This window comes from Aquabacterium sp. (genome assembly GCF_049274795.1).
Taxonomy (GTDB): Bacteria; Pseudomonadota; Gammaproteobacteria; order Burkholderiales; family Burkholderiaceae_C; genus Aquabacterium.
In genome coordinates, this window is sequence record NZ_JBASTH010000101.1 from 80,106 (window position 1) to 98,759 (window position 18,654).

At 65.9% G+C, this 18,654-nt stretch carries 19 protein-coding genes and 1 pseudogene; 6 read left to right on the forward strand and 14 right to left on the reverse strand.

The window, feature by feature from the left end; all coding sequences use genetic code 11:
• Positions 1-26: 26 nt before the first annotated feature.
• On the forward strand, positions 27-1,250 hold the full coding sequence (locus tag WAQ08_RS17475; RefSeq protein ID WP_422193337.1) for an MFS transporter: 1,224 nt from the start codon (positions 27-29) through the stop codon (positions 1,248-1,250).
• A gap of 88 nt (positions 1,251-1,338) precedes the next feature.
• On the opposite strand, the gene WAQ08_RS17480 is transcribed toward WAQ08_RS17475, so the two are convergent.
• From WAQ08_RS17480 to tyrS, 3 genes are all read right to left on the reverse strand, one after another.
• Positions 1,339-2,451, reverse strand: a complete 1,113-nt coding sequence (locus WAQ08_RS17480; RefSeq protein ID WP_422193339.1) for an OmpW/AlkL family protein — start codon at positions 2,449-2,451, stop codon at positions 1,339-1,341.
• A 117-nt stretch (positions 2,452-2,568) separates the two neighbouring features.
• Positions 2,569-3,390, reverse strand: coding sequence for a PEP-CTERM sorting domain-containing protein (locus tag WAQ08_RS17485; protein ID WP_422193341.1), 822 nt, complete (start codon positions 3,388-3,390; stop codon positions 2,569-2,571).
• A gap of 221 nt (positions 3,391-3,611) precedes the next feature.
• Positions 3,612-4,874: a tyrosine--tRNA ligase gene (gene tyrS, locus WAQ08_RS17490; RefSeq protein ID WP_422193342.1), complete on the reverse strand. Its 1,263-nt coding sequence runs from the start codon at positions 4,872-4,874 to the stop codon at positions 3,612-3,614.
• 178 nt (positions 4,875-5,052) lie between these two features.
• On the opposite strand from tyrS, the gene WAQ08_RS17495 reads away from it, so the two are divergent.
• Together WAQ08_RS17495 and WAQ08_RS17500 are read left to right on the forward strand one after the other, a co-directional pair.
• Positions 5,053-6,444, forward strand: a complete 1,392-nt coding sequence (locus tag WAQ08_RS17495; protein ID WP_422193363.1) for a peptidoglycan DD-metalloendopeptidase family protein — start codon at positions 5,053-5,055, stop codon at positions 6,442-6,444.
• A gap of 7 nt (positions 6,445-6,451) precedes the next feature.
• The gene (locus WAQ08_RS17500) at positions 6,452-7,591 is read left to right on the forward strand and encodes an anhydro-N-acetylmuramic acid kinase (RefSeq protein ID WP_422193344.1); all 1,140 of its coding nucleotides are present in this window, start codon (positions 6,452-6,454) and stop codon (positions 7,589-7,591) included.
• 104 nt (positions 7,592-7,695) lie between these two features.
• Here WAQ08_RS17500 and erpA read toward each other — a convergent pair whose 3' ends face one another.
• The 4 genes from erpA to argC all read right to left on the reverse strand — a co-directional run bounded on the left by erpA (position 7,696) and on the right by argC (position 10,430).
• The gene (erpA, locus tag WAQ08_RS17505) at positions 7,696-8,079 is read right to left on the reverse strand and encodes an iron-sulfur cluster insertion protein ErpA (RefSeq protein WP_422193346.1); all 384 of its coding nucleotides are present in this window, start codon (positions 8,077-8,079) and stop codon (positions 7,696-7,698) included.
• 44 nt (positions 8,080-8,123) lie between these two features.
• Positions 8,124-8,513 carry a bactofilin family protein gene (locus WAQ08_RS17510; RefSeq protein WP_422193348.1) on the reverse strand — a complete coding sequence of 130 codons (390 nt, stop codon included), beginning with the start codon at positions 8,511-8,513 and terminating at the stop codon, positions 8,124-8,126.
• A 160-nt stretch (positions 8,514-8,673) separates the two neighbouring features.
• Entirely contained in the window at positions 8,674-9,393 is a 720-nt protein-coding gene (locus WAQ08_RS17515) for a DUF6776 family protein (RefSeq protein ID WP_422193350.1), read from the reverse strand.
• Complete coding sequence (argC, locus tag WAQ08_RS17520) at positions 9,393-10,430, reverse strand: N-acetyl-gamma-glutamyl-phosphate reductase (protein WP_422193352.1); 1,038 nt, start codon at positions 10,428-10,430, stop codon at positions 9,393-9,395. The genes WAQ08_RS17515 and argC overlap by 1 nt, the downstream gene beginning before the upstream one ends.
• 224 nt (positions 10,431-10,654) lie before the next feature.
• On the opposite strand from argC, the gene WAQ08_RS17525 reads away from it, so the two are divergent.
• Positions 10,655-11,560 carry a hypothetical protein gene (locus WAQ08_RS17525; protein WP_422193354.1) on the forward strand — a complete coding sequence of 302 codons (906 nt, stop codon included), beginning with the start codon at positions 10,655-10,657 and terminating at the stop codon, positions 11,558-11,560.
• Between the two features lie 350 nt (positions 11,561-11,910).
• Here WAQ08_RS17525 and rpsI read toward each other — a convergent pair whose 3' ends face one another.
• Both rpsI and rplM read right to left on the reverse strand, forming a co-directional pair.
• A complete protein-coding gene (gene rpsI, locus WAQ08_RS17530; RefSeq protein WP_125242952.1) occupies positions 11,911-12,306 on the reverse strand; it encodes a 30S ribosomal protein S9 in 396 nt (131 codons plus the stop codon).
• A 9-nt stretch (positions 12,307-12,315) separates the two neighbouring features.
• Positions 12,316-12,744: a 50S ribosomal protein L13 gene (rplM, locus tag WAQ08_RS17535; protein WP_422193355.1), complete on the reverse strand. Its 429-nt coding sequence runs from the start codon at positions 12,742-12,744 to the stop codon at positions 12,316-12,318.
• 305 nt (positions 12,745-13,049) lie between these two features.
• Between rplM and WAQ08_RS17540 the strand changes: the two genes are divergently transcribed.
• Together WAQ08_RS17540 and WAQ08_RS17545 are read left to right on the forward strand one after the other, a co-directional pair.
• Entirely contained in the window at positions 13,050-13,754 is a 705-nt protein-coding gene (locus tag WAQ08_RS17540) for a GNAT family N-acetyltransferase (RefSeq protein WP_422193357.1), read from the forward strand.
• A 129-nt stretch (positions 13,755-13,883) separates the two neighbouring features.
• Positions 13,884-14,684, forward strand: a complete 801-nt coding sequence (locus tag WAQ08_RS17545) for a DUF2726 domain-containing protein (RefSeq protein ID WP_422193358.1) — start codon at positions 13,884-13,886, stop codon at positions 14,682-14,684.
• Between the two features lie 299 nt (positions 14,685-14,983).
• Here the strand turns inward: WAQ08_RS17545 and WAQ08_RS17550 are convergent, their stop codons facing one another.
• The 5 genes and pseudogenes from WAQ08_RS17550 to WAQ08_RS17570 form a co-directional block, all read right to left on the reverse strand.
• Positions 14,984-15,229, reverse strand: a complete 246-nt coding sequence (locus tag WAQ08_RS17550; RefSeq protein ID WP_009517047.1) for a DUF2274 domain-containing protein — start codon at positions 15,227-15,229, stop codon at positions 14,984-14,986.
• Positions 15,226-16,494: a TrbI/VirB10 family protein gene (locus WAQ08_RS17555; protein WP_009517046.1), complete on the reverse strand. Its 1,269-nt coding sequence runs from the start codon at positions 16,492-16,494 to the stop codon at positions 15,226-15,228. Before WAQ08_RS17555 ends, WAQ08_RS17550 begins: the two co-directional genes overlap by 4 nt.
• Positions 16,495-16,496: 2 nt before the next feature.
• The gene (trbG, locus tag WAQ08_RS17560) at positions 16,497-17,486 is read right to left on the reverse strand and encodes a P-type conjugative transfer protein TrbG (protein ID WP_009517045.1); all 990 of its coding nucleotides are present in this window, start codon (positions 17,484-17,486) and stop codon (positions 16,497-16,499) included.
• Positions 17,483-18,187, reverse strand: a complete 705-nt coding sequence (gene trbF / locus WAQ08_RS17565) for a conjugal transfer protein TrbF (protein WP_009517044.1) — start codon at positions 18,185-18,187, stop codon at positions 17,483-17,485. The genes trbG and trbF overlap by 4 nt, the downstream gene beginning before the upstream one ends.
• 18 nt (positions 18,188-18,205) lie before the next feature.
• Positions 18,206-18,654: pseudogene (locus WAQ08_RS17570) on the reverse strand (P-type conjugative transfer protein TrbL); the annotation flags it as partial.

Here is an 18,654-nt window from a genome sequence, read left to right on the forward strand (position 1 = left end):
CGCCTGACACCGAAACGATTGCGCCCATGGCCCCGACCTCCTCGCTCACCCCGTCACAAGAACGCCTGCTGCTGTGGAGCCTGGCCGCCATCCAGTTCACCCACATCGTCGACTTCATGGTGATGATGCCGCTGGGCCCGCAGCTGACACGCCTGTTCTCACTGACAGACGCCCAGTTCGGGGTGCTGGTGTCAGCCTACTCTCTGGCTGCCGGGGCCTCCGGCCTGCTGGCCTCCCTCGTCATTGACCGCTTCGACCGCCTGCGTGCTCTGCTGGTGCTCTACGCCGGCTTCACGCTCGCCACGCTGGCCTGCGGGCTGGCCCCCACCTACCTCAGCCTGATGCTGGCCCGTGTGGCCGCCGGCATCTTCGGTGGCGTGCTGGGCGCCCTGGTGCAGACCATCGTCGGCGATGCCATCCCCTTCGAACGCCGGGGCGCGGCCATGGGCATCATCATGTCGGCCTTCTCGCTGTCGACGGTGGCGGGCGTACCCGCCTCGCTGTGGGTGGCCGCCCATTGGGGCTGGCATGCGCCCTTCATCGTGATCGCGCTGGCCTCCGCCGTGGTGTGGCTGATGGTATGGCGCACCGTGCCCGGCCTGCCTGGGCACGTGGTGAACGCCGGCCAGAACGCCTGGCAGCGCCTGCACGCCGTGATCGGTGATCTCAACCACTGGCGCGCCTTCGGGCTGTCGGCCCTGATGGTGATGGGCAGCTTCTCCATCATCCCCTACATCACCATCTACACCACCACCAACCTGGGCCTCACGCAGGAGCAAGTCCCCCTGATCTACCTGGTCGGCGGCGTCGCCACCTTCTTCACCGCGCGCCTGTGGGGCCGCCTGTCGGACCGATGGGGCAAGGTCAACACCTTCCGGGCGCTGTGCGTGGTGGCCGTACTGCCCATGCTGGGCCTCACGCACCTGGACAGCCCCTCGCTGTGGCTGATCCTGCTGGCCAGCACCGGCTTCTTCGTGTTCGTGTCGGGCCGGATGGTGCCCGGCATGGCCTTGCTCACCGCCGCCCCGGCACCGGCCCTGCGCGGCGGCTTCATGAGCGTCAACAGCGCACTGCAGTCAGCCGCCATGGGCCTGGCCGCGTGGATCGGTGGCGAGCTGATCTCGCGCGCGCCGGATGGCCGCGTGCTGGGCTATGAGCGCACTGGCTGGCTGGCCCTGGCCACCACCGTGGTGCTGGTGTGGGGCGTGGGGCGCGTGCGGCTGCACACAGCACCGCCTCGCACACCGTAACCAGACAGGCAAAGAAAAAGGCCGCGTCACACGCGGCCTCTCTGCACGGCATGATCGATGGGCGCGGCGCCCATCGTGCACCAGGCAATCAGAAGGAGCGGCCCACGCTGAACATCATCAACGTGTTGTTCAAAGTGGTTTGCTGCTTGCGGACATACGTACCAAGGTTGCCACCACGCTCAGTCGCCACATTCTTAAGGAACAAGGTGACGGCACCACCGACTTCGGGTGTAGCGTAGTACGCAGGACCGTAAATCGGATCACCGTCAAAATTGTCCCGGGTGAACTTGATAGCAGTCAGAACAGGCTGAGGGTAGTCATCGAGCACAGCCGACCTGCTGGTGAACTGGGTGTTGCGCGTGGTCAGCGTCGCTTCCGTCTTGAGCTTGACCGAACCGATGTTGAAGCTGACATGCCAGTCATCGTTGAACTGGTACTTGAAGCCCAGTGACGGGCCGATGCCGAAAGCGTTCTTCAATGAGACCGAGGTGTCATTAGGTGAGGTGCCCCCCATGTAGTCATTCAAGGTGGCCGTGGGCTTGGTGTCGAAAAAGATCGCATACATGCCCATCACACCGGTGTACGGCCGGAACTTCGCATCCTTATGACCCCAGTACCGGCCCAGGGCCACGGTCGGCGGCAGCAGCTTGGTCGACAGGATGTGCTTGCCATTGATGAAGTTGGGCTTGCCGGTGCCGTTCAGGCCATCCCCGTAGATCTTGGCCCTGAGCGGCAGGGCCAGCACGTAGGCTTCCACCATCCAGGTGAAATCATCGGTGAGGTAGTGGCCGATGCTGATGGCCGCGGTACCCAGATTGCCTGCACGCGCCTTCACGCCCGGTGGCGCGCCTAGCCCACTCAGGCCAGCGATGGCCATCTGAGCATCCAGGGTGTCGCCCGCCAAGTTTTGGTGATCAATGACGTCAACGTAGAGGGGATCATTCTGATCGGACGCGGCGCGAATGTCACCTGGCCTGATCACCGGCCCGGTCACGTCATAAGCTTCGCCAGAATCCGTCTTCACATCAACATAGATGACACCTGCCCGCATGAAGGTTCGCTCACGCAGCGCAGTTGCCAGCTTCAGGGAGAAAGAAGCATCATCGTCGAGCTTCTCGGCCTGAGCCGGGGCCGCAGCCAGCAGCATGGTCAAGGGCAATGCCATCGTGGCGCCCGCACGAAGCCACACAGAACGATTCATGCTTGTCTCTTCCTAATCTAATTGGTTTACACAAAAAAATGAAAAAGCCGCCCAGCATGTAGCAAGGGCGGCTTGCAGCCAAGAGCGGGAAACCCTCCCTTGGCAACGCAACGCCGATTACTTGGCGCGACGACGGGCGGCCACAGCGATGCCGGCCAGGCCCAGGCCCATCAGAGCGTAGGTCGAGGGTTCCGGCACGGCGGGGGTGCCACCAGTGACGTTGATGGTCGAAGCGATCGTGCCGTAGTCCGTCACGTTACGCAGGGTCGACACACCCAGGTCCACCAGACGCAGGGCGCTCACGAAGTGGTTGAAACCGTCTTGCGTGATGGTCAGGCCGCTGATGCTGTTGGCATAGGAGCCGGCACCCGTCAGCGTGGTGGGGCCAGTGATGCTGGCGAAGTTCCACAGGTAGAAGTTGTCCTTCGTGGTGATGACGCTGCTGCCGTAGGGAGCAGCTTCACCAGCGGCGGCACCGCGGAAGTCACCAGTGATCGAAGCGTAGATGCGCTGGTTGGTCAGGTCCACCGACAGGTTGGTCACCGACAGCGAGCCACCCAGCGACACGCCTTCCAGCACGTTAGCCGTCATGGTGGCACCGCCAGCCGTGGCCACGGTCGTCACGGCACCAGTGGCGGTGGTCGTCACGGACGTGATCGGAGCAGCGGCGGACACACCGGTGCGGGTGCTGCCGAAGGGAGGACGCGGCGTCAGGACTTCGGTCACCGTGGCGGGCTCAACGCCCGTCACGGCCACCTTGCCCACGTTCAGGGCGGTGATCAGGCTGGACGAGAACGACAGGGTGCCCGTGCCGCCGGCCAGGGTGTAGCTGTTGCCGTTCAGCACCACCGAACCGCCCACCGGGGTGGTGGCAGCGCTGGCCACGCCGATGGACGCGATCGCGGCAGCAGCAACAAGGCTCTTCAATGCAAAGTTCATGTTTATCTCCACTACAAGCGGCCCTTTGGGTCATTTGCCTGCTCGATCCGGGGGCATCCGCGTCTTCCTCCGGCGAGCTCAGACTCTTCATCTGATATGGCTAAAGGATAAGCTGCCATGGTCTTTCGCACAACGGTCCACGGAAGGAATCAGCGCGCAATACGCCTCAGGAAAACACCAAGCAGCGCCTTAAACCCCTCATTCACGGGCCAGGGTAACCACTAAATCCCCAGGGAAACCCGAGCGAACTTTCTTTTGCCGACCTGCACCACGTAAGTACCGGCGGGCAATTTCAGGCCCTTGTCGCTGACCACGGTGCCATCCACGCGCACACCGCCCTGCTCCACCATGCGCAGGCCCTCACTGGAGGAAGGCACCAGGTTGCTCTGCTTGAGCAGGGCGCCGATGGCCAACGCCTGAGCGCCGTCCGGCAACCCCAAGCTCACCTCAGGGATCTCGTCAGGCACACCGCCCTTGGAGCGATTGACAAAATCCGCCAAGGCACTCTCCGCCGCCTGCGCCCCATGGAAGCGCGCTACGATCTCCTGGGCCAGCTGCACTTTGGCATCGCGCGGGTTGCGCCCCGCAGCGCACTCAGCCTTGAGTTGCTCGATGGCGCTGAGCGGCTGGAAGCTCAGCAGCGTGAAATATTTCCACATCAACTCGTCGCTGATGCTCATCAGCTTGCCGAACATGCTGTTGGGCGCCTCCGAAATCCCGACATAGTTGTTCTTGGATTTGGACATTTTCTCGACGCCGTCCAAACCCTCGAGCAATGGCATGGTCAGGATGCACTGCGGCTCCTGTTCATATTCGGTTTGAAGATGGCGCCCCATCAGCAAATTGAATTTCTGATCGGTACCGCCCAATTCCAGATCGGATTTCAAAGCCACCGAGTCATACCCCTGCATGAGGGGGTACAAGAACTCATGGACGCTGATGGGCGTATTGGCCTTGTAGCGTTTCGTGAAATCGTCACGCTCCATCATTCTGGCAACCGTATAACGCGAGGCCAACTGAATCATGCCGCGCGCGCCCAGGGCGTCGCACCACTCGCTGTTGTAGCGGATCTCGGTGCGCGCCGGGTCCAGCACCAGGCTGGCCTGCTTGTAATAGGTCTCGGCATTGAGCTTGACCTGCTCGGCCGTGAGGGGCGGGCGGGTGGCATTGCGGCCGGACGGATCACCGATCAGCGAGGTGAAGTCACCGATCAGGAAGATGACGCTATGGCCCAGATCCTGCAACTGCCGCATCTTGTTGAGCACCACGGTGTGGCCGAGGTGAATGTCCGGCGCGGTGGGGTCCAGCCCCAGCTTGATGCGCAGCGGCTGGCCGGTGGCCTCCGAGCGCGCGAGCTTCTTGATCCAGTCCCCTTCCGGCAGCAGTTCGTCACAGCCACGCTGGGTGACGGCCAGGGCCTCGCGCACACGGTCGGTGATGGGATGAGCCAGTTTTTCGGAAGGAGCTTGATGAGCGTTGGACATGAAGGCAGCCCCAGACGGGGCACATGGGGAAAACTACACGTGTAAAGACGGTGCTTTTGGCGAATTACGCCATGTGACACCACTATACTTTGGCACTTTTGACGAGCACCTCGCCGCTCAGGCCAGCTTCTGGCTGGGGTTGGCGACGGGCGATTCTAGGGGACAGACTTTGGGATCTGTGGATTTGGGCCGCTGGCTGGCCCCACTGCGAACGTTTCAATCGATCACGCACCGCCACCCTCGCAGGGTCACCGCCGTTGTCGCCGCCCTGCTCACCGGCTCCGCCGTCACCGCCTTTGGCGTGGCGCCGCTGACCGCCCTGGAAATCAACCAGGCCCAGCCCGCGATCATCTCCATCCATGAGGCGCTGCCGCTGCCTCAACTGGCCGCACAGCTCGACGCTCTGGACCACCAGACCCTGCCGCTGTACCGCAGCGACGTCACCCGCAGTTCCGACACGGTCGACACCCTGCTGCAGCGCATGGGCGTGGACGACGCCGAAGCCGCCCGCTTCCTGCGCTCCGACGCCGTCGCCTCGCGCCTGATGGCTGGCCGCTCCGGCAAGATGATCAAGGTGATGACCGAGAACGGCCGCCTGGTCGAACTGGTCGCCCGCGGCCCCGCCGAATCCTCAGAGCAACTCGATTCGCACTTCACGCGCCTGAGCGTACAGCGCAATGCCGAAGGCCTGAGCGCCCGCACGGAACAGGTGCCTCTGCAGGTGCGTGAACAGGTCTCCTCCGGCACGATCAGTTCCTCGCTGTACGCCGCCGCCGACGACGCCCGCATCCCCGACGCCATCACCAACCAGATGGCCGAAATCTTCGGCACCGACATTGATTTCCGCCGTGAACTGCGCAAGGGCGATGCCTTCAGCGTGGTCTACGAAGCCCACACCGCCGATGGCGAGCCCATCACCTGGGGCAGTTCGGCTGGCCGTGTGCTGGCCGCCCGCTTCATCAATAAGGGCACCGTGCACGACGCCGTCTGGTACGAAGAGCCGGGCCGCAAGGGCACCTACTACGACCTGACGGGCCGCAGCAAGACCAAGTCCTTCCTGGCCTCGCCACTGGCGTTCTCGCGCGTCACATCCGGCTTCGCGATGCGCTTCCACCCGATCCAGAAGCGCTGGAAGGCGCACCTGGGCGTGGACTACGGCGCCCCGACCGGCACGCAGATCCGCGTGGTGGGTGACGGCGTCGTCAGCTTCGCCGGCTGGCAGAACGGCTACGGCAAAGTGGTCCAGGTGCTGCACTCCGGTGACCGCACCACCGTGTACGCCCACATGAGCCGCATCGACGTCCGCAAGGGCCAGCGCATGTCGCAAGGCGACAAGCTCGGCGCCGTGGGCGCCACCGGCTGGGCCACCGGCCCCCACCTGCACTTCGAATTCAAGGTGCGCGGTGAGCACAAGGATCCGATGATCATCGCCCGCGCCTCCGAAAGCGTGCAACTCTCGCCGAACGCCCTGGCCCAGTACCGCCACAAGGCCACCACCGTGGCCCAGCGCCTGGACATGGCCGGCCAGATGCAGACCGCTGGTGCCAGCACCGGCCCGCGCTTCGAATAAGCCCGCCGTGGACAAGGCCGGGGACACGCAAGCCTTCGTGGGCTTGATGTCCGGCACCTCGCTCGACGGGGTGGACGGCGTGGTAGCCGACATCGCCACCGACGGTACCTGGCAGGGCGTGCGGGCCCATGCGCACGAGCCCTTTGACGCAGCCCTGCGCGAGGAGCTGCTCGCGCTCAACCGCAGCGGCCCTGATGAGATTCATCGCGCTGCCCTGGCCGCCCAAGGCGTCTCGCGCGCCTATGCCCGGGTGGTGGCCCGCCTGCGGCAAGCCGCCCCCGATCGACCCATCCGCGCCCTCGGCGCCCATGGCCAGACGGTGCGACACCGCCCAGAACTGGGCTACACCGCGCAACTGCTGGCCCCGGCCCTGCTGGCCGAGCTGACCGCGGTGGACGTGGTGGCCGACCTGCGCAGCCGCGATCTGGCCGCCGGTGGCCAGGGTGCCCCGCTCGTGCCCGTGTTCCACCAGGCTGTCTTCGGCCGCCCGGACCGCGCCGTGGCAGCGCTCAACATCGGCGGCATCGCCAATGTGAGCGTGCTCAACCCTGGCCAGCCGCCCCGTGGCTTCGATTGCGGCCCCGGCAATGTGCTGATGGACCTGTGGTGCCAGCGGCATACCGGCCAGCCTTACGACAAGGATGGCCAGTGGGCCGCGAATGGCCGCATCCGCGAAGACTGGCTAACCCTGGCGCTGGCCGATCCCTATTTCGCGCTGCCGCCGCCCAAGAGCACCGGCCGCGACCTGTTCCACGCCCAGTGGCTGGAGGGCTGGCTCCAGCGCTGCCAGGCACTGCAAGGCGGCGATACCACCTCGCCCACGGCCCTGGCCGATGTGCAGGCCACGCTGTGCGAACTGACCGCGCGCAGCAGCGCCGATGCCGTTCGCGGCCAGTCACCTCAGGCCACTGAGCTGATCGTGTGCGGCGGGGGCGCCTTCAATAGCCAGTTGCTGCGCCGCCTGCAAGCCTTGCTGCCCGGCGTGGCCGTGGCCAGTTCCACCACCCGAGGCCTGCCTCCCGAGCAGGTCGAGGCCGCGGCCTTCGCCTGGCTGGCATGGGCCTCCGTGAACCGGCGCCCCGGCAACGATCCGGCGGTTACCGGGGCGGCAGGCCCCCGCATCCTGGGCGCCATCTACCCCGCCTGAGGGCATCAACGCACGCCGCGTCGCCCCACATATCGGATCACCCGGATCGCCTAAAAAGAAAATCCCGGCGCAAGGCCGGGATCTGCTGGCGAAGCCGGAAAGCCTCAGACCGAGAAGCTGGAGCCGCAGCCGCAGGTGGTCGTGGCGTTCGGGTTGCGGATCACGAACTGGGCGCCTTCGAGGTCGTCCTTGTAGTCGATCTCGGCACCCATCAGGTACTGCAGGCTCATCGCGTCGATCAGCAGGGTCACGCCGTTCTTGGTCATGGGCGTGTCGTCCTCATTCACGATCTCGTCGAAGGTGAAGCCGTACTGGAAGCCGGAGCAGCCACCGCCCTGCACGAACACGCGCAGCTTCAGATCAGGATTGCCCTCTTCGGCCACCAGCTCGGCCACCTTGGCGGCAGCGCTGTCGGTGAACAGGATGGGGGCGCCAGGGATGTCCGTCACGTCGGCGGTGGAGGCCAGTTCGGCGGCTGCGGTGCTCATGTCAAATACTCCGGGGAAATCGTGCAAGGGAAGCGAAAAAGGGGTCAGCTATTGTTGGCAGCCAGCTTGAGCGAGGGCTTGTCCTCGGCCTTCAATGGGTGCAATTCTCCATCGATGGTGGCACCTTGGTGCATTTCAAGGGCTTCATAGCGCACATCACCCACGATACGGGCTTTGGGCTGCAGTTCCAACAGGTCTTCGGATTCAACCGGGCCGGTGACAAGGCCATTGATGATGACATGGCCGGCGCGCACGCGGCCGCTCACCTTGGCCTTCTCGCTGATCACCAGCATGGTGCGGCGGTCGCCCGTGGCGGTGATGTTGCCTACCACCTCGCCATCGATGCGCAGGCCGTCGGCAAACTTGATCTCGCCGTTGATCACGGTGCCCTCGCCGATCAAGGTGCGGATGGCTGGGGTTTTCTTACCAAACATGGTTGTGCGCTCCTGGAGATTGGACCACGTTATCCGAAAGTGCGAACGTCGCAAAGGGCGCAAGATTTACACCAAACGCCGATCACGTCAATGCCCGGCTTGCCGGCCCATGGGGAATACGCGGCACATGACAGATACCGGGGCAAAACCGCGCAGAAAGTCACAATTTGAGGCTCTGCGTGGCCCGCAACTGGCCGGCCTCGTCCAGCACCCGCACCTGCACCTGCTTGACCACAGCCCCAGCCGGGTACTCTGCTAGGCCATCAATGCGCTGGTACTGCTTGAACTGCAGGGGCCGTGTCACGGCGGGCGCCGGCATGCTCCAGGCGCGGCCATCCTGCGTGCCGCTGAGCAGCACCTCGTAGCGCCCCTTGAAATCAGGCAAGGCGCGGCCACCCTGCTGCATCACCAGCAGTTGGAAGCGTAACTGGCCAGCGGCCGGCTGGTCGGCCTGTAGGCCGCGCACCGACAAACCATCGCCCGAGGCCGGCAGCAAGCGCTCGAAGAAGCCCAGGTCGTCCTTGAGGGCCTGGTTCTGCATCTCCAGGGCCTTGACCTCTTCGGCCAGGCGAGCCTGGGTGGCGCGCTCGGCCTTGAGCAGGCTGTCGGCCGTGTTGGCGATGGACTGGGCGCGTTCACGGTCCAGCCGCACCGCCTCGAGTTGCTGGCGCACCTCGGTCAGGGCCTGCGCCGACACCCGGCTCTCGCGGTCCAGGCCGGCAATGCCCTTGCCGAACTCGAAGGCCCACAGCGCCAGCGCGCCGGAAAACCCCAGAGATACGGCCCACACCGCCCAGCGCACAGGCCACGCCATGTGGCTGCGCACCGTCATGCGCGGCGCGCTGATCGACAGACGGCGACGAAGCAGCCGCCAGCGCATCAGGGCAGCACCGGCACCTGGGTCAGGCCCACGTGCTCTTCGATACCGCACATCAGGTTCATGCACTGCACCGCCTGGCCAGACGCGCCCTTGGTGAGGTTGTCCTCTACCACCAGCACCATCACGGTGTCGGGCAGCGGCTTGTGCACGGCGATGCGCACGGTGTTGCTGGCGCGGACGCTGCGCGTCTCGGGCGCGCTGCCGGCCGGCAGCACATCGACGAAGCGCTCGCCCTGGTAGAAGGCTTCGAAGGTGGCCTGCAGATCGGCCGCTTGGCCCGCGCTGTTCAGGCGCGCGTACAGGGTGGAATGAATGCCGCGGATCAGCGGCAGCAGGTGCGGCACAAACAGGGCGTTCACCTGCGCATTGCCCGCAATCACGCGCAGTTGCTGGTTGATTTCGGGGCCGTGGCGGTGGCCCTTGACGCCGTAGGCCTTGAAATTGTCGCTGGCCTCGGCCATCAGCGCGTGCACCTCGGCCTTGCGCCCGGCACCGGACACGCCCGAGGCGCAGTTGGCGATCAGGCCCGTGGACTCGATCAGGCCGGCCTTGAGCAGCGGCGCATAGCCCAGCTGCACCGAGGTGGGATAGCAGCCCGGGTTGCCGATGATGCGGGCCTTCTTGATGGCCTCACGGTTCAGTTCGGGCAGGCCGTAGACGGCCTCGGCCTGCAAGTCGGGGCAGCTGTGCGGCATGCCGTACCAGCGCTCGAACTCGGCCACGTCCTGCAGGCGGAAATCCGCCGCCAAGTCGATCACCTTGACGCCGGCGGCCAGCAGCTCACGCGCCTGGGCCATGGCCACGCCGTGCGGGGTGGCGAAGAACACCACGTCGCACTCGGCCAGGCCGGCATCGTCAGGAGTGACAAAGGCCAGGTCCACATGGCCACGCAGGCTGGGATACATGTCGGCCACGGGCATGCCGGCCTCCTTGCGGGAGGTGATGGCCTTCAGGCGCACCTGGGGGTGCTGCGACAACAGGCGCAACAGTTCCACGCCGGTGTAGCCGGTGCCACCCACGATGCCTACATTGATCATGTCCAGTCCTTGCTGAAGAAGTTGACCACGGCTTTGACGACAACACCGGAAGGACGCCGCCCCTTGCCGGAACCCGCGATTGTAGGGACTTGCCGTGACGTTGCACTCCGTTACGCGATGCCCCTGCTGGTCGAGACATAGATCACGGCCCCGGGTTTCTGGACGCCGGCGCCCCACCGACAACCAGTCATCCTTGATTTCTTGCCTGTGCGATCGATTCCACCATGTCTGCCGCATCCCGTTTCGCCCTGCCCGGCGGCAGCACACCATGCGCACAGCCCCAGTACCTCGCGCCTGGCGATGCCATGAGTGCCGCGCACGGGACCAGCATCACCAAGCCGACCTCCGCCGCTCAAGCTGCGCCGCACCACCTCCCAGAGCCGTCCCACCCCGCTGGGCCGCACCGACATCGCCGCAGGCAGGCTGCTGCCCGTGGGCGGCATGCTGGCCCGGATCAGCGCCCCCAGCACCTGGCCACCACGGATACCGGCCGCGCAGACCGCACGCTCGAAACCACACTGCCGGGCAGCATGCAGTTCATCCGCATCCGCATCCGCGTCCGGCAGGCCGACAGCGCCGTGCCCCGTCCCCTGGGCACGCTGTATCCCCGCGTGCCCACGGCCATCTCGCAACAGGCATCGGCCACCATGCTGCAACTGCGCATGAGTTCCGGCACCACCTGGAGCGTGGGCCGCGGCGGCCTGGCCGCCCGCAACCTGGGGCTGGCCGATACGCGCCTGTCCGCCCGGCTGTCAGGGCTGGAATCCGTCGTGGCCAACCCTTTGGTGGCCCTGGTGCCAGACCACCGCTTCGCCAGCACCGCCACCCACCTGGGCAGCGCCTGGACGGGCCGCGTAGCCTGGGTCCAGGGCCAGGGCTGCGCCCCCATCTGCGCGGGCGCCGGCGTGGTGGAGCTAAGCCACCAGGGGCGGCACCACACCGTGAACCTGTCAGTGGCCAGCCCGCATGAAGATGGCAGACTGACCGAACAGGCCGATGCAGCCGGAAGCCATGCCCTCAGCCCGCAGACCCGCACCACCGGCCCGCCTGCCAGGCAGCGTGAGCAGCCACCTGATGGCCAATGCCTACGGCCTGGGCCTGCTCAAGACCGACAGTTGGCATCCTGGTGACCGCCTGAGCCTGATGCTGCAGCCCCCCTGAGCACGCGCGCCGGCAGCCTGTCCCTTGACGGGCAACCGGGCACCCAGGACATCACTGGCACCGGCCTGCAACCCGGCGCCCGGGAATGGACGCTCGAAACCCGCTACACCGCGCGCCTGTCGGCTGACAGTGCCGTGAGCGCCGCAGCCGCCTACAAGCAGAACCCCGACCACGACGCCACCCACGCCAGCCAGATGGCGGTGGGCGTGCGCTACCAGCGCGCGTTATGACAAGCTCCGCTGCACCACACGCCCGACACAGGCAACAAAAAACCCGCCAAGGTTGCCCTGGGCGGGTTTTTGTTGCGCGAGGCAGTCGATCAGCGCTTGCTGAACTGCTTCCGGCGACGAGCACCGTGCAGACCGACCTTCTTACGTTCGACTTCGCGGGCGTCGCGGGTCACGAAGCCGGCGCGGCTCAGCTCAGGCTTGAGCGCAGCGTCGAAATCGATCAGGGCGCGGGTCACGCCGTGGCGCACAGCGCCAGCTTGGCCGGACTCGCCACCACCGTGGACGTTCACCTTGATGTCGAAGGCCTCGGCATTGTTCGTCAGCACCAGAGGCTGCTTGACGACCATGATCGAGGTCTGACGACCGAAGTATTGCTCGACCGGGCGACCGTTGACCAGGATCTGGCCGGTGCCCTTCTTGATGAAGACGCGAGCGACGGACGACTTGCGACGACCCGTGCCGTAGTTCCAGTTACCGATAGGCATCGTGGCTCCTTAGATTTCCAGCGGCTTGGGTTGCTGAGCGGTGTGGGGGTGTTCGCCACCACCGTAGACCTTCAGCTTCTTGATCATCGCGTAACCCAGGGGGCCCTTGGGCAGCATGCCCTTGACAGCCTTCTCGATGGCGCGACCAGGGTGCTTGGCTTGCATGTCCTTGAACTTCGTGGCGTAGATGCCGCCAGGGAAGCCCGAGTGACGGTAGTACACCTTGTCCGTGGCCTTGGTACCGGTCACACGGATCTTGTCGGCGTTCACGATGATGATGAAATCACCGGTGTCGACGTGGGGGGTGTAAATGGGCTTGTGCTTGCCACGCAGGCGGAGAGCGACTTCGCTGGCCACTCGTCCGAGCACCTTGTCGGTGGCATCGATCACAAACCACTCGTGCGTAACTTCGGCCGGCTTGGCGCTGAAGGTCTTCATGAGAGTTCCTTGTGAGATAAAAATCGGCTGACTGCCTGCCTTGGTACCACTTCTTGGGGAACTGGATGGTGGCCTCGCGACAGGCGATGGCGACATGGCGCTCAAAAAGCGTAGCCATGCCAAAGGTAATTTCCCGGCAGCCAAAACGGGAATCCAACAATGTAGCACAAATCAACGCGTTGTCACAAGGCGTCGATGCATGGTTGATTCCCTGCAGGTCCGTGCCTTTTGCGCTTGCGTGCCTGGGGGCGAGCCGTTAAAGTACGCACACCCTAGTGTTTACCCTAGGATCCCAAGGACCAAACATGTTTACTGTCAAACCGATGTCCGAGATGGAACGGTTCGGCATGCAAGCCCTGAAAAGTGGGACCGAGGCGGCTGACCAGAAGCAGCGCCGCCCCATCCCCCGCTGGGTGCCCATTCGCACACTCAAGGCGCGTCACCGCCGCCGCATTCTGGACCATCTGGCCCAGCTGGACGAGCACGACCGTTACCTTCGCTTCGGCAGCCCCGCGCCGCTGGAGCAGATGAGCCGCTACACCGCCTCGATCGATTTCAAGCGCGACGAGGTCTTCGGTGTGTTCGACCGCCGCCTGCGCCTGGTCGCCGTGGCCCACCTGGCCGCCCTGCCCGGCGGCACCGGCCCCAACAGCAAGCGCCCGCCGGCCATGGAGTTCGGCGTGTCCGTGCTGCCCAGCGGCCGTGGCCGTGGCCTGGGCCAGCGCCTGTTCGAGCACGCCATCATGCATGCGCGCAACCACGGCGCCCGCGCCCTGGTGATCCACGCGCTGACGGAAAACCGCCCGATGCTGCGCATCGCCCTGCGGGCCGGCGCTCAGCTGGAAACCGACGGCGCCGACGCCGAAGCCTGGCTGAACCTGCCCCCGGACACCCTGGGCTCGCACCTGGAAGGCTCGCTGCTGGCCGTGTCGGCCGACCTGGCCTTCGGCTTCAAGCGCAACTACCTGCGCATCAAGGACTGGCTGACGTCCTTGCGCGGCTCGCTGTAAGCGCTGCCCCCCCCAATGCCCAGGGTTAACCCCTAGACCGGGATACCATTAACATCGCCCCCGCTCTACCATCGGAGCACTGCCGGACGGAATCGCTGCCCGCCGGCGACAATCAACCGGGGCGCAATGATGTTCAGCGACTTTTGGCAACCTATCCTCCTCCTGCTGCTGGCTCTGGCCCTGGGGTTCGCGGGCGGAATGGGCTGGCGCGGCAGCCGTCAGCGTCAATTCAAAGACTGGCCGCGCGATTTCAAGCTCAACGCCCGCCCCGTGTTCACCACCGAGGAGCGCCTGCTGTTCCGTGAGCTGAAGGCCGCCCTGCCCCAGCACGTGGTGCTGGCCAAGCTCAACCTGCTGCGCTTTTGCCAGAGTTCCAACGAGTACCAGGCCCGCTGGTGGTTCGACCGGCTGCACGCCCTCACCGTCACCTTCGCCATCTGCACGCCCAACGGGGCCGTGATCTCCGTGATCGATCTGGACAGCACGCAGCGCCGCGGTACCGAGCGCGGCCAGCGCCTCAAGGAAGCCGTACTGGAGTCCTGCCGCATCCGCTACATCCGCTGCCAGGCAGGCCACTGGCCTCGCCCTGCCCTGCTGGCCCAATGGGCCCTGGGTGGCCCGCTCGCGGCATCCTCATCCATGGCCGCTGGCAGAACGGGTACGGCCCCTGCGGGGGCACCCGCCGCCGATGTCTCGCCCCTGGTGGCCGCGCGGGCTGAACTGGCGCAAAAGCTCCACCAGCGCCGTGCCGAACGGGCATCGCGCTTCCAGGATTCGGGCTTTGCATCCGACTCATTCTTTGCGCTGGACAGCCGGTTCGACGACGCCGCAGCCAACTCCAGCCCTGCGCCGTTCGTGGACACCCGGCCGCATGAGGATGCCGCCACGCACGGCACGGACCATACCGGCACCCTCGGCCGCCCTCGCTAAAAGGGCCTTTTACCCCGCCATGAAAAATGTCCGCTGTCAAGTCTTTCTTGCAGACATGCAGCGGTGCGAAAGGGCTTATGGGGCAATAGGTTAGCCTAGATTCAGGCTGCGGCGCGCTCTTGCTGCATTTCTAGCTAGGTGCCACATGGGTGCTTCGCGGTGGCAAACGCAGGGGCGCCGCAGCGGGCAAGATCGCATAGCCATCTATGCCCCGGCTGGTCGCAATCCATTCCCAAAAACGGAAGCGCAGCCCGAGGCTGCGCTTTCATCGTGAGCGGATGGTGGATGCGCCCGCATCGTCAACCCGGCTTCGGCGGTGCGGCCTTGTTCCCACTTCCCTTCCTGAATCCCCGATCCCCCGCCATGAACGCCTCCAGCATGTGCGGGATCAGCGTCACCGCATCGACCGCCTCGCCATACGCCTGTGCGTGCAGCGCGGCGTAACGGTCGAGGTCGGCTTTCAGGCTGGCCGGGCAGGTGAACGTCAGCTTCGTGCTACCGCTGGACGGCAACGGGCCGAGGCGGAGTTTTCGGGCGGTACTCATCGCGCACCTTCAAGCTGATAGAACATGGGTTGGTAAGGACGCAACACGAGGTCGCGCGCCACGATCACCCGAACCGGCAAGCCCGGCCGTGCCGTCAGCGTCGGCTGGATGTTCATGTTGCGCCGGGTGATCTCCTGCCCGACCTGATTGATGCTGTCCTGCGCGCTGTCGCGCCCGGCGATCACGATGCGGTTGCCGTCCTGCCGGTTCTCCGGCGCGGCCAGCTCGGCGCCGACGCCCAGCAGCGTCGTCAGCACCGCACCGGCAAAGATGCGCTTCCAGTGCCAGTCCACGTCGTCTTCCAGGCCCGCGTAGCCGGCCGGGTCGGTGCCCACGAGATTGTCGAGTGTCAGCGAGGACGTGTCCGGCAGGATGACGCGGTTCCACACCACCTGCACGCGGCTCTGCCCGTAGCTGACCTGGCTGTTGTATCTGCCGAGGATGCGCGATCCCTGCGGGATCAGCAGGAACTTGCCCGTGGCCGTGTCATAGACCGGCTCCGTGACGGTGGCGATCACATCGCCCGGAAGATCGGACTTGATGCCCGTCACCAGCGCGCCTGCGATCACCGTACCGGCCATCACCTGATACGGCGACGCCGGCAGCGCCAAATTGCCGGAATTGCGGGTTTCCGTAGAACCGGCTTTCAGGAACGCCTCTTTCTGCTCTTGCCGGTTCTGCACGGCGGTCGGGTCGGCAGGCTGGGCCGCCGTCGAGGCAGGCCCGGCAGCGAGCGGGTCGAAAGCCGCGAGTGTGCTGGCACCGCTCGCACCCGGCGCCGCCTGCGCCACCGTGGCGGCCGCCTGGCCTTGGCCGCCCGAGCGGAAGAACACCGACGAAGCCGCAGCGGCCTCCGCTTCCTTGCGCAAGGCGTCATTCGGATCATGGCCGGGGGCCGTGTAAGCGGCCATGGCCGGCTGCTGCGAGTTCACGATGGCCGGGCCGAGATCGCCCGGCAGCGGCGGCCCCAACTCGGGCACCTTCCGCAGCTTCGAGTAGTCGGAAGGCAGGCCATCCAGCCCCTCGGACTTCGATACGCGATCGACGTTGTAAAGCTCGGTCTGTTCGCCCGCGTCGCGCCGGTGCGGCTGCAATGACCAGATCGTGGCCCCGAGCACGGCGACCGACAGGCCGCCGACGAGGATGGCCAGCGTGCGCCGGTTCAGGCGCGTGACCGGGCGCGGCTGTGCGCGCAGCGCCACTGCCTCGGGCGCTACCTTGCCCGCCTGTGGCGTGGCGAGGTCGGGAGTGTCGTCCTGGCTCATGGTCAGTTCCTCCGCGTGCCGTCCGTGCGTTCGATGCGCACCACGTCGCCCTTGTCGCCTCCCAGGCGCAGTTCGGCCGCGCCGAACAGGCGATCCACGATGTAGTACGGCGGCCGAAAGCGGTAGTTCACCAGTTGCCCATCGCCCTGTGCGCCAATGACGAACAGCGGCGGCAACTCGCCCTGGGCGATGCCGGGCGGGAACTGGATATAGACCTTCTCCCCGTCGTCGAAGGCGCGCAGCGGCTTCCACGGCGGATTGCTGCCGCTGACCGTGTAGCGGAAACGGATCTTCTCCAGCGAGAGCCCGGTATCGACCGGCGCGACGGCGCTGGCCGCCTGTGCCTGACGCTGCAAGGCCAGCATCTTGTCCTTCGGATACTCCCAGGACACCGACGCCATCCATGTCTTTTCGGTCGAAGTCAGCTCCATCAGGTACGTCCTGCGGCTGGTGGTGATGACCAGATTGGTCTTGAGGCCCGAGCGGATCGGTTTGACCATCACGTTGACGCGCAGCGCTTCGCCGCTGCCGCTCGATGTGTCCCCGACGATCCAGCGCACCGTGTCGCCAGCGGCCACCGTCACCAGCTCCTCGCCCGGCTGGAGCGCGATCACGGTCACGCGGCCCACGGCCGCATAGACCTGATACAGCGCGCCATCCGTGAAGGGCCAGACCTGAATCGCATTGACGTAGCCCTCGCGCGTGGGCGCGACTCGCGCCTCGGTATTGGCCCGTGAGACGCGCACCTTCTCGTCGGCCGGCTCCGGCACCGGCTTGGCTTCTTCGCCCTCGGGCGCCGGCTTCAATTGCGCCGGCATTGGCAGCACCTCGGGCACGGCGACCGCCTCCACAGGTGCGGGCGGCTCCGGCAGCTTCTGCGCCTGCACCGGCTCATCGAGCGAGATGGTCGGCGGCGGCTTGCCCTGCGTGGCGCAGCCCGCCAGGGCAAGCAGGATCACCGGCAAAACTGATTTACGGAAAAGATCATTCATGGTTTTGCTCCTTCGGAAGAATCCAGTTCGCGGCTCCACGACAGGCCGTTGACGTAGATGCCTAGGGGGTTCTTGCGCAGGCGCTGTTCGGTGCGCGGGGTCTGCTGCACGATGGAAATCACCGCGTTCCAGCGTTCGGTGCCGGCAGGAGCGCCATTGACGAAGCGTTGTTCCGTCCAGCGCACGTTGAACGAGGCATCGCTCGCGCGGGTCACGCTGGTGATCTGCACCGTCACCGACTCCTTGCCGATGCGCGCGAACGGATCGTTCACGCGGGCGTACTCGTTGAGCACCACGGCGCCTTTGTCGGTGGTGTAGTCGTAGGCGTCCAGCCAGTTCTGCCGCACCACGATGGGGTCGATGGACAGCGAGCGCACCAGGCCAATGAAGCGGCCCAGGTGGTAGGCCACCTGGGCATCGCTGGGCTTGTACGGCGTGGCGGCCTCGCCCACGGCGCGCACCTGGCCCGCGTTGTCCACCTCCACCACGTAGGGCGTCACGATGGACTGCGCGGAACGCCACACGAGGCCGCCGGCCATCAGCACCGCCAGCGTCAGGCAGCCAAAAGCCATCAGGCGCCAGCTCCTGGCCTGCACGCGGGACGAACCGATACGTTCGTCCCACACCTGCGCGGCGGACTGGTAAGGGGTCGCAGGCTGCGGCGTATCGGCGTAGCGCACCTGCGGTCGTTTGAATCGCATGGTTGTTCTCCTTGAAGATCAGGAATCGGAATCGCGCAGACTCGGCCCCTGGCTGGAGCTGCCGCCGTCGCCCCCGCGCAGCGCGTGGGCGGCGGTGGTTGCGGCATGGGTGAGTTGCTGGCGGCGATGCAGGCGTTTGGCCCAGGCGGGTTGCTCTTGCGGCGCGGTGGAGGGCGTATCACCACCAGACGCTGGGCCGCCCGATGCGGCGGCTGTACCGCCTCCCGCCGAAGTCGTGCCTTCCTGGCGGAAAGCTGCGGCGGTACGTTCCTTCATCGAACGCGCGCCATCGGCCACCTTCTGCCCGGCTGCCTGAGCGCCTGTCTTGGCGACATTGCCGAAGCCCGCAGCGGCACCCTTGAGGCCACCGCCTGCCGAAGCAGAACCGGCCTGGAACGCCGACCGCGCGCTGCTGGCGGCTCCAGCAGCAGCCCGCGCGCCGCTGCCGGCCAGCCTTGCGGCTGCGG